This window comes from Commensalibacter sp. M0355 (assembly GCF_016101365.1).
In the GTDB taxonomy this organism is placed as follows: Bacteria; Pseudomonadota; Alphaproteobacteria; order Acetobacterales; family Acetobacteraceae; genus Commensalibacter; species Commensalibacter melissae.
Map to the genome: position 1 here is coordinate 515,621 of NZ_JACFQQ010000001.1, position 16,354 is coordinate 531,974.

The 16,354-nt window shown below is 36.2% G+C and carries 15 protein-coding genes and 1 pseudogene; 8 read left to right on the forward strand and 8 right to left on the reverse strand.

Going from position 1 to position 16,354, the window contains the following annotated elements; all coding sequences use genetic code 11:
- Window positions 1-35: 35 nt before the first annotated feature.
- Genes H3T44_RS02495 through pssA form a run of 3 tightly spaced genes read left to right on the forward strand, consistent with a single transcriptional unit; the run spans window position 36 to window position 2,351 of the window.
- Window positions 36-785 (forward strand): hypothetical protein, encoded by a 750-nt coding sequence (locus H3T44_RS02495; RefSeq protein WP_198195881.1) that lies wholly within the window; start codon window positions 36-38, stop codon window positions 783-785.
- 32 nt (window positions 786-817) lie between these two features.
- Entirely contained in the window at window positions 818-1,498 is a 681-nt protein-coding gene (locus H3T44_RS02500) for a phosphatidylserine decarboxylase (protein WP_255552111.1), read from the forward strand.
- Between the two features lie 28 nt (window positions 1,499-1,526).
- On the forward strand, window positions 1,527-2,351 hold the full coding sequence (gene pssA / locus H3T44_RS02505) for a CDP-diacylglycerol--serine O-phosphatidyltransferase (RefSeq protein ID WP_110438616.1): 825 nt from the start codon (window positions 1,527-1,529) through the stop codon (window positions 2,349-2,351).
- Window positions 2,352-2,379: 28 nt separating this feature from the next.
- Here the strand turns inward: pssA and H3T44_RS09075 are convergent.
- The 8 genes and pseudogenes from H3T44_RS09075 to H3T44_RS02545 form a co-directional block, all read right to left on the reverse strand.
- A pseudogene (locus tag H3T44_RS09075) lies at window positions 2,380-2,817 on the reverse strand (NADH-quinone oxidoreductase subunit B); the annotation flags it as partial.
- An 11-nt stretch (window positions 2,818-2,828) separates the two neighbouring features.
- Entirely contained in the window at window positions 2,829-4,361 is a 1,533-nt protein-coding gene (locus H3T44_RS02515; RefSeq protein ID WP_110438339.1) for a hypothetical protein, read from the reverse strand.
- Between the two features lie 13 nt (window positions 4,362-4,374).
- The gene (locus H3T44_RS02520) at window positions 4,375-5,673 is read right to left on the reverse strand and encodes a hypothetical protein (RefSeq protein WP_198195883.1); all 1,299 of its coding nucleotides are present in this window, start codon (window positions 5,671-5,673) and stop codon (window positions 4,375-4,377) included.
- Window positions 5,657-6,190: a hypothetical protein gene (locus H3T44_RS02525; RefSeq protein ID WP_198195884.1), complete on the reverse strand. Its 534-nt coding sequence runs from the start codon at window positions 6,188-6,190 to the stop codon at window positions 5,657-5,659. Before H3T44_RS02525 ends, H3T44_RS02520 begins: the two co-directional genes overlap by 17 nt.
- A gap of 19 nt (window positions 6,191-6,209) precedes the next feature.
- Window positions 6,210-6,746 carry a hypothetical protein gene (locus tag H3T44_RS02530; RefSeq protein ID WP_155580710.1) on the reverse strand — a complete coding sequence of 179 codons (537 nt, stop codon included), beginning with the start codon at window positions 6,744-6,746 and terminating at the stop codon, window positions 6,210-6,212.
- A gap of 410 nt (window positions 6,747-7,156) precedes the next feature.
- On the reverse strand, window positions 7,157-8,542 hold the full coding sequence (locus tag H3T44_RS02535; RefSeq protein WP_198195886.1) for a hypothetical protein: 1,386 nt from the start codon (window positions 8,540-8,542) through the stop codon (window positions 7,157-7,159).
- A gap of 582 nt (window positions 8,543-9,124) precedes the next feature.
- Window positions 9,125-9,580: a DNA polymerase III subunit chi gene (locus tag H3T44_RS02540; RefSeq protein WP_198195888.1), complete on the reverse strand. Its 456-nt coding sequence runs from the start codon at window positions 9,578-9,580 to the stop codon at window positions 9,125-9,127.
- A 9-nt stretch (window positions 9,581-9,589) separates the two neighbouring features.
- Window positions 9,590-11,068, reverse strand: coding sequence for a leucyl aminopeptidase (locus H3T44_RS02545; protein ID WP_198195890.1), 1,479 nt, complete (start codon window positions 11,066-11,068; stop codon window positions 9,590-9,592).
- Window positions 11,069-11,264: 196 nt separating this feature from the next.
- Here H3T44_RS02545 and cysQ point away from each other — a divergent pair, with 196 nt between their 5' ends.
- From cysQ to lptF, 5 genes are all read left to right on the forward strand, one after another.
- Window positions 11,265-12,068 carry a 3'(2'),5'-bisphosphate nucleotidase CysQ gene (gene cysQ, locus H3T44_RS02550; RefSeq protein ID WP_198195892.1) on the forward strand — a complete coding sequence of 268 codons (804 nt, stop codon included), beginning with the start codon at window positions 11,265-11,267 and terminating at the stop codon, window positions 12,066-12,068.
- 5 nt (window positions 12,069-12,073) lie between these two features.
- The gene (locus H3T44_RS02555) at window positions 12,074-13,039 is read left to right on the forward strand and encodes an L-threonylcarbamoyladenylate synthase (protein WP_198195894.1); all 966 of its coding nucleotides are present in this window, start codon (window positions 12,074-12,076) and stop codon (window positions 13,037-13,039) included.
- Window positions 13,040-13,047: 8 nt separating this feature from the next.
- Window positions 13,048-13,584 carry a hypothetical protein gene (locus H3T44_RS02560; protein ID WP_110438348.1) on the forward strand — a complete coding sequence of 179 codons (537 nt, stop codon included), beginning with the start codon at window positions 13,048-13,050 and terminating at the stop codon, window positions 13,582-13,584.
- 11 nt (window positions 13,585-13,595) lie between these two features.
- The gene (locus tag H3T44_RS02565) at window positions 13,596-15,017 is read left to right on the forward strand and encodes an FAD-binding oxidoreductase (RefSeq protein ID WP_198195895.1); all 1,422 of its coding nucleotides are present in this window, start codon (window positions 13,596-13,598) and stop codon (window positions 15,015-15,017) included.
- 175 nt (window positions 15,018-15,192) lie between these two features.
- Entirely contained in the window at window positions 15,193-16,353 is a 1,161-nt protein-coding gene (lptF, locus tag H3T44_RS02570) for an LPS export ABC transporter permease LptF (RefSeq protein ID WP_122123869.1), read from the forward strand.
- Window position 16,354: the final 1 nt, after the last annotated feature.

Genomic DNA, 16,354 nt, shown 5'->3' on the forward strand with positions numbered 1-16,354 from the left:
CTTGTATAACAAAATGATTCTTCTGGAAATCAATAATGAATCCTAAGGCTAATTCTAGTATTATACCAAATAATACTCAACCAGGATCAGTAATCTATCTTACTGATAAGTTTCTGCACCTGTGGCCAGATCTACGAGGGCTTTCTTTACTCACCCTTGGTACTATTCCTCAAGATTTCATTCTGCAATCTTCACCCCATAATCATATTCAGGGTAATCTTGCAGAGAACCTAAATGAATTATCCAATTTAGAAAATTTTCCATCAGTAAAAACATGTTGTTTTACATACAATCGTTTTCCTTTCGCAAAATGCAGTTTTGACCGAATCATTTTTTATCCATTCTTTCCGATCGGCATCTATAACATTCATAAAACTTTAAGGTCTTGTTGGGAAATTTTAAAAGATGATGGCAAAATTTTGCTTTTACTTCCTAATAAATTAAAATGGTGGGGAATATTTAATTTATCTAATTTTTTTGAGTATCAAAAAAAAAGCTTTTACATTTATCAATTAAGAAAAATATTAAAAGAACATATGTTTCAACTTGTTTATTATGAAAAAATTATTTATTTTCCATCTAAAATAATGAATTCCTTTTCCCTATATGGAAATAAGCTGTTAGAATTTTTAGGTCATTTTTTCATTCCCTTTGGAGGAGAATACCATCTGATTGAAATCCGAAAAAATCTCTATGCCCCGATTACAATCTTTTCCGCTTCAAAAAAAAGAATTTTAAATCAAAAATTACCGAAACCCAACTGGAATCGCAAAAGAAAATTGTAAAAATAACAAACGACCATCCCCTAAGGAATTCCCTGATGTCTATTTTACATTCAATCCGAACAAATATTAGTAAACCGCACAAAGCTGGATATCCTTTTCTCTGCATCTCTGCTTTGATAAGTTTTATTGGCTATCGCATTCATGCTCGGATCGGACATTTAATTGGTCTTATAGGAAGCTTATTTTTGGGGTTTTGCTGGTATTTTTTTCGTAATCCCAAGCGAATTGTCCCCCATAAAAATGATATTCTTGTTTCCCCAGCAGATGGAACCGTTTCAGCCATAAACTATATTCCCCCTCCTGTTGATTTAGGTTTGGATGACAAACCGGTCTGGCGCATTTCTATTTTTCTTTCCATTTTCAACGTCCACTTACAACGCATCCCTGTCGCTGGAAAAATTACCGCACGATCATATATCAAGGGAAAATTTTTTAACGCTTCACTGGATAAAGCATCAGAACATAATGAACGCAACGCAATTTGCATAACTTTACCAGATGGAAAAAAGGTGGTTGTTGTTCAGATTGCCGGATTGATTGCCAGAAGAATTGTATGTAATGCCGATATAAATCAACAATTTAATATGGGTGATATTTATGGGTTGATCCGATTTGGCTCCAGAGTGGATCTTTACCTGCCCGATGGGTGTCAACCCTGTGTTGAGGTTGGGCAAACCATGATCGGCGGCGAAACGATTGTTGCAAAATTATAAACGCTCTTTTAACCCAGAACATAAATTAATGTTACGACAAAAAATTCGTCCCCGTGTCAAGGGAATTTCCTTTAATCGGATTATTCCAAACTTATTGACAATTCTTGGATTGTGTGCCGGTCTGATCAGTATTCGCAGTGCAATTCATGGAAGGTTCAATGAGGCTGTTATCGCCATATTAATTGCTGCCTGTTTTGACGGGTTGGATGGGCGAATTGCCCGTTTATTACGTGGTACAAGTCGATTTGGTGCAGAATTGGACAGCCTTGTCGATTTTTTGTCCTTCGGGGTTGCTCCAAGTCTTGTCTTATACTTATGGTCCCTTAAAAATGGAGGGGATTATTCTTTTATTCCCTGTGCAATATTTACGGTATGCATGGCTTTACGTCTGGCACGGTTTAATGCCGCACTTGATGATAACAAACCTCAATATGCCAGCAATTTTTTTACGGGTGTCCCTGCCCCGGCAGGTGCTGGAATAGTTTTATTTCCTGTTTTTCTTGGCTTGGAAAGCAAGCATTATCAAATTGATTTTCTTAATTCCATCGCCCATTCCGAAATCCTGACAATTACAATTTTAGTCATAACATCTTTTTTGCTGATTTCTACCTTACCGATCTGGTCATTCAAAAATTTTAAAATTCCCACACCTTACGTCATGCCTATATTTTTAAGCACCTGCATCTTCGCAACTATTTTGGTAGCAGATCCTTGGGGAACCTTGGCTTTAAGCGGGATTTTATATCTGAGTCTAATTCCATTGAGTTATCGCAGTTACCATCGTCTAAAAGCTGATGCCCAGACAATTCTTGTGAAGACGAAAAAGGGGGAGGACTTTTTGAATAAAAATTAGAAGACGTATTCCGTTTCAATTTCATTAAACAATCCATAATTGTGGAAGGTAAAGGCGGACATCCTTCAATTTGCAAAATACATTCCTCGTCACCAACATTTTCACCCAAGATCGCATAATTACTTGCAAAAATATGTCGGTTAATTGCACATGATCCAATTGTTACAATCGCTTTTGATTTAGAAATCAATTTCCAGCTTTTTTCAATATAAGGAAGCATAGCACGAGTAATCAGCCCTGATATTAACAACAAGTCTGCATCAGCAGGATGTCCAACAAATTTTATCCCCGTATCTTTTATATCATATGCGGTCCCGTTTAAGGCCTGCAGTTCAAACGTGCATCCATTACAGTCTCCGCATCCAATATGAAATACATGTATATCCTGTTTTTTTTGACCGGCAAATTTTTGAACAGGTTTTATTTTTCCAGTTAATGAATCGATTAACGATTTAATAAAAACCACTAGTTTTCCTTTTATAGATCTACGCCTGTTACCAAATGACCAAATGACGCCTTTATCAATACATGATTATCAAAATGTTCATTTTTTAATACATCTTGCAAGACATAGGCCTGATTGGCACCAGGATCACGTATAAATACGTCTTTTATAACCCCCGCTTCTAGTCTCACATAATACCATAAATCCCCTTGTACCCCTTCACAAACACCAACCCCTTCCCCATTTAATTTTTCAATAATAATTTCTTGAGAGGATTTGAACGCTTCCTCATTATTTTCTTCCCTTAGAAGTATATCAATTATATTTAACGATGTTTTTATTTCAACAAACCATAATTGCATACGTGCATCAACATCCCCTTTTGTAAAATTCGGAGGTGGCAGCCATTCCAATCGGTATTCAGACATATACCGACGCAAATCCACATCCCGTCCGGAAGCCCGCCCAACAATTCCACCTATATTGAAATCAATTGCTTTTTTTAGAGATAAAATTCCCATATTTTGAAGATAGTCACCCAGGCCAGGCAAGGTTATAGCCAAATTAAATGCCTGATCAATCAAATATTTAATTTTTTTAGGAAAATGTCTTTTTTTATCATTTTCTTGCCCTAAAAAAACAGCACCAGGAAAAACACAATCCATTAACCAGCGATGCCCAAAATAATGTATATTCCAACGCATAAGGAGTTCACGCGCCAGATCACACCGGCTGGCAACCAACTCTACTTCTAACACGCGAAATAAACGTGTTAAATAAAGCAGATAGGCTGCAATTCTGGATAATTCAGAATATAAGATACGTTTTCTCAAAACAGGTAAGGAAGGGACAAAATTTGCAATATCTTCAATCGCATGAGAAAAGGCAATCTGATGCGCAACGGAATCAAGTGCGTTAATACGGCTTATTAAAGGTAATATTTCCAAACTATTTCTATTATACAGATTGGATAGAATTCCTCTATGCGTATATCCGTACACTGATTCAGCTCGGATAATCCGCTCACCCATATTAAGAAAACGCCACAGCACAGGCAATTTTTCTGTCGCATTGGAGGGATCAATAACCGTTATCTCCCCTCCATTATTCAGTAAATGAGAGACAGATGGATTTTCTTGTCTTTCTGGAGGCCATAAGACAGGCCCTGGTTTTTCTGACAATGGCCAGCAGTTATTCCATAAACCCCGATCCAACCATGGGCGTAAATCAACAGCATTCATTGCTTCCTTACCCCATAACTCCCAGATCATTCTTTCATATATAATGGCAGCGGGTCTTACAGAAGACAAGGCCAGATAACGGTTCATTGATGCGGAAATACGAACGCCAATGGGCTTGTATCCATTCTCAAGAAATAAAACAAAAACAGTATCCCCCTTACACCACATCGTTAGGAACATAAGCCGATCAGTTTTTAATGCTGCAAGCATCTCCGTCCATTCTTGTTCATCAAGAGAAATGAAAAACCTACTATCTGTTTGATGATTTTTAAGACAATCTATTAATTTTAGGGAACGCTGAACAAATGTTTTTTTATCAACCATTTTTCAGAAACAATCACTTTTGTATAAACTGCATTGCAATTTGAAATAGCCAATATTTGGCAATGATAGGAATAACCAAAGAGGGTAAAAAAATCAGGCTCAATAAACATCCACCCTCTTTTGTAAAAATATTTCGAGAAAATAATTGAATATTATTTTTTTTAAACAGAAAAAACCCTCTTACAAAAAACAATAAAAACAAGCATGATCCCAACCAGGGAAACTTTGCAAACACACTCGCAATCAAAATTGCACATGCAAAAAATATGCCAAATGGCGGAAATGCAGATATTGCAATGACAAACCAACCTCTAGAATCCACAGCAAAAGGACTTTTTCGAAGAATATACCCTAACGGTGCATAAATAACCAGAACGGTTATGAAAAGGCAAAAACTGTATAAACCCTGAAATTCATTGGAAAAAATACCAGCCAAAGCTGCCAAAATAGTGATCAAAAACGGGGAATACAAAAAAGGATCATCATTCTCCTTTATAATAATGATAATGAAACTGATCAACCCTAATATCATGAGAAATGATTGAGGGTTTTGATAAGATGAGATTTGAAATAATCTTATGAATAAGGAGAGAAAAGCAACTGGGATGATAAAAAAGATAATACTGCCAATTAAAGTGGGCAAATGATTGACAAAACGTAGAAAAATGATGAATACGGGAAACAACCCGATCATTTGAACAATACTAAACGCCAAGATAAAACTGCCAAAACGGGGTAACATGGGATAGGTTTGTCCAACAGATAACTCAAGAATGAAAACACCCATCAAAGCCATTATCATAAAAAAAAGCATATAGCGGAAGTATTCCCAGGCCGCCTGTATCTGTTCTCCCCCACCATGAATAAAACAAGCCAAAAAAGACAGGAAAATCATGCTATGCAAACAAATCTGCGCTATAAAAAAATTATTAATAGCTACAGCCATCATGGCGGTACAGATAATTAATTGATAGAGGCCGAGACTATAGGATAATTTTTTTTGCTTTCCAGATGAACTTAATTGGCCAGGAACCATGAATTTCAAAACTATTGATGCAATAATGCTACCTATAGCGATCATAACCCTTAAAAAACTTGTTAACTCGTCATGTTTCCAAATAACGGAAAGATAAAAATCATCATGAATAAATGCCGATGCAACCGTAATAAAAAAAAGGATTATTGTTACAATAAAATGACATCGGATTTTTGCACGCTGATGATGACAGGCATAAATTCCTATGATTCCTGCCACGGGCCAGAGAACACAACTCCAATACAAAATTTTTGCTAAATCACCATTTCCGAACACAGTCAACCTGTCCAAAACGTTGCATGATAAAAATAGAAGCTAGCAAAAACACAACATAAAAAGCAAAAAGAGTAAAAAATGCATAGAATTGACTATTCAATCCAACGACAAGGGTTAAAGCATTCAATACACATAGCATACCAGCAATTTGTCCTCCGATTGCTTGACTGCTCATGCTATAAAATACCCCAACCAGAATTATAGATAAAACTATTCCATATTCCAAGCGGAACAATGAAGGCGGCAATACATGGACAACAAGGGAAACAGCAAGAATGGTCAAGAATAATCCTGTAAATAAGGTTTTCAAAGTATGCTGGAAATATTGTCCTTTCAAAATGACCGTAAAAAAAATTGCCACAATGAAAAGCATAAAAAAACTCAATAACGTAATTTTACTGTTAAGTGCATTCTGCCAACCAGATAAAAGACAGCATCCCGTCAGTATAGAATGAATAACTGCCTGTAACGAAGACGAAGAAATGCCGCTTATCGTAATCAGTAATAGCAGACTCATAAAAAAGGCAAATACCATTCTATATTCCGCCTAAACCTGCAAAATAAATGACAACGGCCACAAAATTCAATACTGTTGCGATACCAATTTTGTAATAACCCTTGGACAAAAATAAGAAATTTCTCATTATAGAAATTACAATACATTCTATGACAATTTTACCACTCCATGCCAATAATCCAAAAAAAGCGGTTAACAACCAATACATCAAGGATTTTGTCTGTAAATCAAAGATGGCAATACTCTGGGGCCATATTAAAAACGCAATCAGGGATAGCCAGATCAGAAACTGGAGACTGGAAATATAAAACAAGATTGCCTTCTCGTCTCCATCAAACCCATCTTTCTCAATAAAATTCAAAAAATCCGGTATATCTAGAACAAGAAAAAATAGAGAACATGCACATATAAAAAGAGGGCATAGGGCCAAATTTATCAAACTTGTGGAATTATGAAAAAAAAGGACAATATGCGAAAGCTCTGTACTTTTTGTATTTAAACGGCAAACCATAGCGATCAGTAAAATTGCAGGAATATACATGAAGGTTTGGAACATAATCCGCTGCGAATTTTTGAAACATAACAGTGAGCAATCTTGAAAAACAAGAAAAAATATCAAAAAAGGTACAAATATTAACAATATCGTAACAAAGATAAAATCGGAATTATTGTTAACCAGGGTATTTGTTGAAAATATCGGAATAGATATTGCCACAGTTACTAATAATCCAATAGTTATTAAATAAATCAGGGTATTGACAGACAATATTTTTTTAAAAAGAAAATTTAAAATTCGTGAATATATAATTTTGATATTTTGTAATACATATTGGGATGATTCCAAAGGTTTTCCCTGAATTTTTCCATTCAACCTTTCCATAAACACCATAATTAAAGGTGCCATACCTAAAATCAATAATACATGAAATAGGATCATTAATAGGGACATCAGCCAATACAGAAATATCATCTAACAAAAAATCCTATTAATAACAAAGAGATAATAATTATAGATATAAAAACTTTCTGCTCATTTTCCCAAATCAATAAATTAAAATAATTTCTATAATTAGAAAAGCAACGATAATATTTTACACTTTCTACATATCCTTTACGTTTTATAACCAAATATTTTTTAAAAAGTAAAATATCAGCCAATGTATAGATGAATGTTTTTTCACCAAAACCGAAACTGGTTTTATCAACATGACCTTCATAGACACCCTGTTCTGAAACAACATATTTTTTTGTTTGATTTATCAACGCTTTAAATTTAATTTTCTCTTTCACAAGATAAAATAAACCCGCCAAGATTAATAAATATATCATTGGAAAAACAGGGGAAAACGAAAATTGCAATTCATCATTTTTGAATGCAAACCAGTATAATTTTTCCGTGTGAATTAGATTTTTTTTTATTGGATAGATTAGAAACGATATTATTCCCGGGCAAAAGGACAAAAGAAATAGACCGGATAAATAAATCCTGATCCCTTTTCCGTTTTTTTGTAAAAAATTAAATGATAGTTTTGACGATAGATTAAATTGATGCCGATTTTTTTTATAAAGATTTAAAAGTAAGTTGATCCATCCCAGAACTAAAAAAAGAAAAATAACAGAATTACATCCTATAAAAAATAATGCAAATATCATATTGAATAAATAATGACTGAATATGACATTCATGCCTAGTTGCAAATTCCCCCATAACAGCGTAAATCCGGGAAATGGAGGAAAACCAGACAACAAAAGTGCTAGGCAAAAAAAGGTACAAATTGAAAGTGCCTGATTGATATGTCTTTTCAAAAAAAAAGTTAATAGAAAAGCCAGTGCAAATCCTAAATTCTGAATTAATAATCCAAAGAAAAGAAAATCATACGTCAAAGACAGTATGGCTAATTTTTGAAAATGAATTGAAAATAAAAGGATGCAAACAAGCTCAAGCCATAATGCATTGTTCAAAGAATATAAATATCGTAACCGATCGTATACAGTTACACTTTTTAAACTGGACCAACCCAAACGCAATGCAGATGTTAAGCCTAGAAATCCAGTAAATAAAATCAAGATAAGGGAAAATTTGTAATCATTAACACTGATGATAAATCTTAATAATGCATAAAATCCAATCAAGCTTTTTAAACAAATCAAATAGAAAGAAATATCACCAATTCTATTAAGTTTCTCATCAGATTTTTCGTTATGAAAAAAATCAAATAATCCAAGCAGAAAACATATAGGCAAAAGTGATAAAAAAAACAGACAATCTATATTATTGGATTGCATAATCCTAGAAAAATCAATATCTCTTGGACTAAACTGGTTATCACTCATAACAGGTAAAAAGCTCATGACCCCCAACAAACATGCAAAAGCAATCCAATAAACCAAATTTTTCTTCTGATCTGCCTGATAAATAATCAATAAAACCAATGATAAAAGAAAAATCAGAAAAAAGAAATTTCCTGCAACAAAAAAGGATATGGCGATAATATTTAAAAAGAGAAAATAACAATTTTTAGACAACAACGGTTGATAATATAAGAATAAAAAGGCAGTCATAAACAACAACAAAAGGAAAAAACAAGATAGCCCATCTAAATAGAAACTGATTTTATATACGTCACTTAGAATAAAAGGATAAAATGATAATGGGTCGGAATGAAATACCAGTGCAAGAAAGGCAAGAAAAGCCCCAGTGATAGATCCATAAAGTGGAAAACTAAAAAATAACTTAGGAAAGTAATATCTTTCAGATTTTATAAACCCAACGTTAACAAGATAGAGTATACTTGTTTGATAAAACAATAAAACGATTCCTAATATGATCAAACACAAAATTAATGTTGACAGAATTTTACCCCTAAAAACTCATAGTAATTTCAAATAATATGATTTTACGAATAATATTTCATAATCGCTTGATCAACTGTATCAACCTTTTTCCCACCCTTTTTCTGTTTGTTTCCAATAAGTCAAATCATGCCCAGCCTTTTTCAGTTTACGCCACCGTTCACGAGCCGCCAATACAAACTGTTCCTCTTTTCCATCAAATAAATCGAACACCCGTTCAAATTGACTGATATCATTCACTGATTGACCATGAACAACAAACAGATAGGCTGCCTGGTTTGGATTTTCCTCAAAAGTCGTCAACCAAATTGGTTGCCATTCAGGATATTCATCCCGATATTCTTTTGCATGACAACCATGTGGTAACCAAATAGGGTCTATAATATTCCATAAAATCTCTGTCAGTTTTTTCAACTGTTCATCATCCTTGCATAGAACAATCCCTTTTTGTTTTTGTTGTCTTGTGCGTATCAGCAAAGAGGGAAGCGCCTGCTCCATACTTGTTCGGGTCAAATGATAAAAACCAACAGAGGTCATCGAATTCCCTTATTTTTCGTAATAAGTTTCAACAAAATGGTTTAACAGATTTACACCGAAAGCTGTCGCCCCTTTTGGACCGCAATAATTGGGTTTTGCCGTGTAGGCTGTTCCGGCGATATCCAAATGAGCCCATGGAGTATCATTAACGAATCGTTTTAAAAATTGTGCGGCGGTAATGGATCCTCCATCACGCCCACCAATATTTTTCATATCCGCAAAGTCAGAATTGATCGCTTTATCATAAGCATCGCCCATTGGCATACGCCATAATTTTTCTCCGGAATCATGACCGGTTGTCGACAATTTACCTGCCAGTTCATCATCATTTGAAAAAAGACCGGCATATTCATATCCAAGTGCAACAACCATGGCTCCGGTTAATGTTGCAAGATTGACCATGAAACGCGGTTTGAAACGATCCTGCGTATACCAAAGTAAATCTGCCAGTACCAATCGTCCCTCTGCATCCGTGTTCAAAACCTCGATTGTCTGTCCAGAGGCACTGCGAACTATATCTCCGGGGCGTTGTGCATGACCAGATACCATGTTTTCAACCAGACCTACAACACCAATGACATTCACCTTGGCTTTACGCTTGGCCAGAACAGACATCAATCCTGTTACAGTCGCGGCGCCAGCCATATCCATTTTCATGTCTTCCATGCCATTTGCTGGTTTTAAGGAAATACCTCCGGAATCGAAAGTGACACCTTTTCCAAGAAAAGCGAGAGGCGGATCTTTATCATCAGGATTTCCTTTCCATTGCATTACAACCGTATAAGGTTCGTTATTACTACCTTGAGCCACACCCAGAAGAGCACCAAAACCTAATTCTTGCATTTTCTCTTTATTGATTACTTCAACCGTCAAACCCAACGATTCAAGTTTTTTGATACGATTTACAAATTCGGCAGGATTTAACTGATTAGCGGGTTCATTAACAAGATCCCTGGTCAAATAGACCCCGTCAGCCACCGCAGACAAGTCAGTCCATTGTTTTTGCGCCCCTTCATAGTCAGAAGCCATAATTTTTATCGCTTTTAATTGCCTGAATTCATCTTTTTTACTTTTATCAAGGCAATATTTTTTAAATTCATAATTTTTCAAAACGGCGCCTAAAACAAGATACCCCGCATATTCCGTGAAATCCCAATCCGCCATAATATGAAAAGATTCCACTTTCCTTTGCAAGGCCTGAAGCGCAATTCCACCTGCTTCTTTGGCTTTACTGACGGAAAACTTATCCTTCATTCCCAGACCAACGACCAGGATATAATCATGATTTTCATCAGGAGAAACAAGTTTGCAAACCTGTCCAAACTTACCCGTGTAATTATCTGCCTTCATCGCCCGATCCAGGGCATTATGAATAATCTTATTAATAACCTTTACAGAATCACCACCCTCATCATTCTCAAACGAGAATAACACAATATTACCTTTTTCTGGTTTATGCAGGTTCGTAAACTGAATATCGAGTGTCACGAAATTATCTCCCCTAAAATAAAGTTACTATATTCTATTCAAATTTATCATTGATCGTAGTATTTATGACTATAAATTACGTCCATTTTTTGAAAAAAAGATACCGAAAATCAATCTGTCACTGATTTTAAAGTATTTTTCTCAGCTTTCTGCCTATCTTATCAGATCAATTGACCCTAGTGTTGGATTTTATTTAATGACCCATTTTTCTGATACAGAACTTGTATCGAGAGTTATCTCCATTGCTCAACAGGCTGCTGACGAGATCAATTCTATTCGTAAAACGAATTTTGACATAAAAATCAAAGACGATTCAAGCCCTGTTACCGAGGCTGATAAAGCTTCAGAAGTAATAATTATTCAGGGGCTGAAAAAATATACTCCCTCTATTCCCGTTATTGCTGAAGAGGAAATAGCTTCAGGGATACAAATTCCGGTAAAATCCGAATTCTGGTTGGTTGATCCCCTGGATGGAACAAAAGGCTTCATTCAACATAGTGACAATTTCACGATTAATATCGGTCTGATAAGGGATCATAAACCTGTTCTTGGTGTTGTGGCCTGTCCTGCTTATCACGAATATTTTTTTGGTGTTGTGAATAAAGGGGCTTGGAAAATTGATAAAACTGGCCGAATTATACCCATTCATGTTCTTTCCCCACCCAATCAACAGTTTCGTGTTCTTTTTTCACCTCGATGCATAAAAAATCCATCCTTTGAAAAATTTTTGAAATTATTTAACACTTCATCTGTTGAACGTTTTGGTTCAACTTTAAAAATCCTGCGCATTGCAGAGGGAAAGGCAGATTTACACCCTCGTTTCAGTCCAACCATGGAATGGGACACCGCTGCACCTCAGGCAATTCTCGAGGCTGCAGGTGGAATTATTCACGATTTCAATAATCAGCCATTGCAATATGGTAAAAAAAATTGGAAAAATCATAATTTCTACTGTTCAAGCATACCGATTGATTCTTATTTAAAAAATACAGACTTTTAATTTCAATGACACTTTTACTTACCAACACGCCATTCAATATCCACAAAGCCGCCTCGATTTTACATGATGGCGGATTGGTTTCCTTTGGAACCGAAACAGTTTACGGATTGGGCGCCGATGCCACCAATAACCACGCTATCGCAAAAATTTATCAAGCAAAAGGACGTCCAAATTTTAATCCGCTTATTATCCATTTTGCACAACTTGAGCATGTTTTCCAATTTGTTGAAAAGAATGATCTGGCATATGAATTGGGTCTTAAATTTTGGCCTGGTCCATTAACTCTTATTTTAAACAAACAAAAAAACACACAAATCAGCCAAGCTGCAACAGCTCATCTGTCAACAATGGCCGTCCGTATTCCAAATTCGTTAACAGCCCGTCAGCTTATTGAATACTGTCAAAAGCCGATTGCCGCACCTTCCGCCAATGTTTCGGGCCACGTCAGTCCTACAACAGCTCAACATGTCTATCAGGAACTTAATGGAAAAATCGATGCTGTTTTTGATTCTGGTCCGTGTCAAATTGGTGTCGAAAGTACAATTTTGGATGTAAGCGATGATTATCCCAAATTACTTCGACCTGGCGGAATTTCTGCTGAATCTCTGAGTTCCATTTGCGGACCGCTATCTTTTAAAGATTCTGTAGAAACAAAAATCACCGCACCCGGGCAATTAAGTTCGCATTATGCACCTTCTTTAACGGTTCGTCTGAATTGCACACATGTTTTGGCAAATGAAGCATTGCTTGCCTTCGGTAAAACCACCTTACAGGCCCCTCTTTCGGTTAACCTAAGTCCGACTTCAAATCTTGAAGAAGCTGCGAGGAATTTATTTGCAAATTTGAGATTTCTTGATACAGAAGGGAAAAAACTCGGATTGCAAAAAATTGCCGTTATGCCTATTCCCGATTATGGCATCGGTCGGGCTATTTGTGATAGACTTCAACGTGCTGCCGCACCTAGACCATAGTTGGAATCATGACCGAAAACATTGATAAAAAAGAGCTGAAAATACTGGCCGATATCCTGGCTTTGGTTCTTGAAAATGAACCAGGTCAATCAGCAAATGCCCTTGAAACCCTGAAAAAAAGGGCAAAAAAGAATATGGTTACTGGTGGAGCAATAAAAAACATTTTTTATTCCATTGCGGAAAATCCACCAAAACCTGAAACAAAACCATCATCCCGCAGTCGTAAAAGCACTACTAACAATGCTGATCTTATCAAAGCACGATCACAGATTACCAGTCTTACTCAAGATATTAATCGATTGGATACTGTCATTCGCAGCTTACGGGTTCAAAACGAATCATTACGTTCCGAATTATTGTTGACGCAACAATCACGGGCAGAAATCCAATCAGTACTTTATAGTAATCAGGCCAAAGAACCCTTTAAAAAAATTCTTGGCATCATTTTTTTCATTTGTGGTTTATTAATTGGCATTGCCACTACCGCTATTTATCACTCTGTTTCTTCAACACCCCCTCCAAATAATTCAATTTATTTAAATTAATGTGAGTTTTTATGGATAATTCTGATTTTATCAATAACCTGACCTCTATTCTTGACACACAAGGAATAATTACAGATCCTAAGGAAAAAATTTCCTATGATACGGATTGGCGCGAAATTTTTCACGCTAACAGTCTTGCCGTTGTCCGTCCAAAAACAACAGAGCAGGTTGCTGAAATTGTAAAATTATGCAATGACTACCAAATTGCAATTGTACCTCAGGGCGGAAATACAAGTCTGGTGGGAGGAGCCTCCCCCACTCCAGATAAAAAGCAAATCGTGCTTAGCCTCAATCGTATGAATAAAATCAGAGATATCAATACAATTGACTACACTATGACCGTCGAAGCGGGTCTTGTTCTTGAAGAGGCGCAAAATATTGCTCTCAAATCTGATTTATATCTCCCAATCATGATATCATCACAAGGATCAGCCCAAATAGGCGGAATTATCGCCACCAATGCAGGTGGTAACAACACCTTACGTTACGGTAATACACGTGAATTCATTCTAGGATTGGAAGTTGTTACAGCAAAAGGCGAAATTTTAAATATTTTGCGGCATTTGAGAAAAGACAATACGGGTTATGATCTTAAACAATTATTTATAGGATCAGAGGGAACGCTTGGCATTATAACGGCGGCAGTTATCCAGCTGCATGCGAAACCAAAATCAACTGAAGTCGCGTTATGCGCCCTTGCAGACATCCATCAAGCCTTGAAACTTTTAAGACTTTTTCACAATTATAATCCTGCTGCACTACAAGCTTTTGAATATATTTCATCAACAGGAATGCAATTAGTTCGTTCTAATATCGATGACATCTATTTTCCCCTTGAAACAGAAACATCAACTTATATTTTGGTTGAACTGGCTCTGCCTGAAAAAGGGGATAAATTAAAAGCATTACTGGAAACCGTTCTTGAAGAGGCTTTTGAAAAAGGAATTGTATTGGATGCAGTTCTGGCCGAAAGTGAAACTCAACGGCAAAACCTATGGAAATTGAGAGAGGAACAAGCCGAATCCCAAAAAAGGGCTGGTGCAAATATCAAAAATGACGTTTCCGTTCCAATTTCAGCCATTCCTGAATTTATTGTTCGTGCCACCCAAGCTTGCCAGGAAACGTATCCAGGTATCCGCGTCGCACCATTTGGTCATTTGGGGGATGGAAATATCCATTTTAACCTTGTTCAGCCTGAACATGAAGATCCTGATGAATTTATGCAAAAAAGTCACAATTTAATGAATATTGTATCCAAAATCGTGTTTGATCTACACGGTTCTTTTTCAGCAGAACACGGTGTGGGACAACTTAAAAATTATATGATGTCCGAATGGAAAAGCGAAACTGAACTTGATTTGATGCAAAAAATCAAAAAGGCACTTGACCCCGATAATCTTTTAAATCCTGGAAAAATATTCCCCAAATCTTAAAGATCACGAATAAAATCATCTGCAACTTATTCAGAAAAAAATAAATTAGTAATATTTTATTCTTGCAATATCTGCCTAGAATAAAATATTGCTATTATCATTCGTTATTATAATTAATTTTACTTTTGTATTTAATTAGAGAAAGCCTTTTAGGTATAAAGCAGGATATTAACTAATGCAATTTTTTACATTCTTGCGTCTACCTATGATTGACCGTTATATTTTACGGCAATTACTAATTGCCCTGATTGCCACCACGGGTGGATTGGCGGCTCTAATCTGGCTAACCCAGTCTTTACGTTTTGTCTCTTTGGTTGTTGAAAGAGGACTGTCTCTTAAAGTTTTCCTGCAATTAACCGGCTTGTTAATCCCATCTTTTGTCGCCGTTATTTTACCGATAACAACATTTGTCGTTGTCCAATTCATTTATCAGCGACTGGATGGTGATCGTGAAATCATTGTTATGCGCGCGGCTGGCATATCCTCTTTTTCCCTGGCAAGACCAGGTTTGATATGCTCAATTATTTCAATGATTTTCTGTTATTTATTAAATGTTTGGATTGTTCCAACCTCCTATCACACTTTCCGGAAATTTGAATACAAAATTCGCAATAAAATGGCGGCATTCATGCTGGAGGAAGGAGTATTCACTAACGCTTCTGATAATTTAACCGTTTATATTAAATCCAAAGACAGTAACGGAAATCTACAAGGAATACTAATTGAAGATGATCGCCAACCCAATAATAAGGCAACCATTCTGGCAGAAAGAGGAAATCTGGTCATTCTAAATGATCAACCTCAAGTTGTGTTATTTAACGGATCCAGAGAGGTCATTGATCACAAAACCGGCCGTTTGAATATTCTAAATTTCGAACGTAATACCATTGATTTGTCCTCTAATCGTAACGATGCCGCACGATCCCGTGATGCAACAGAAATGTCAATTTACGAGTTATTACATCCCGATCCAGAAGAGGTTGCCAATAAAGATTACGGGAAACTTGCCGTAGAGGCTCACCGACGATTAACCTCACCTCTGACAATTATATCTTTTACACTCATTGCTCTTGTCAGTGTTTTAAAAGGAAGTTTTGCTCGGTTTGGCAATATTCTAAGACCTCTGGCAGCAATTTTTACGATTGTGGGTTTGCTCGCCGCCTCGCTGATTATGCAAAATTTGGCCAGTCGCAATACCAACCTGATTTTTTTAATGTGGATTATTGCCATACTTCCAGGAATAATCGCTGGTGTAACTTTGTTCGGATCTGAAATGATGGCTAAATTACATCATAATGCATCATTCCATCCTTCCTCATACGGCCGAAAGTTATAGA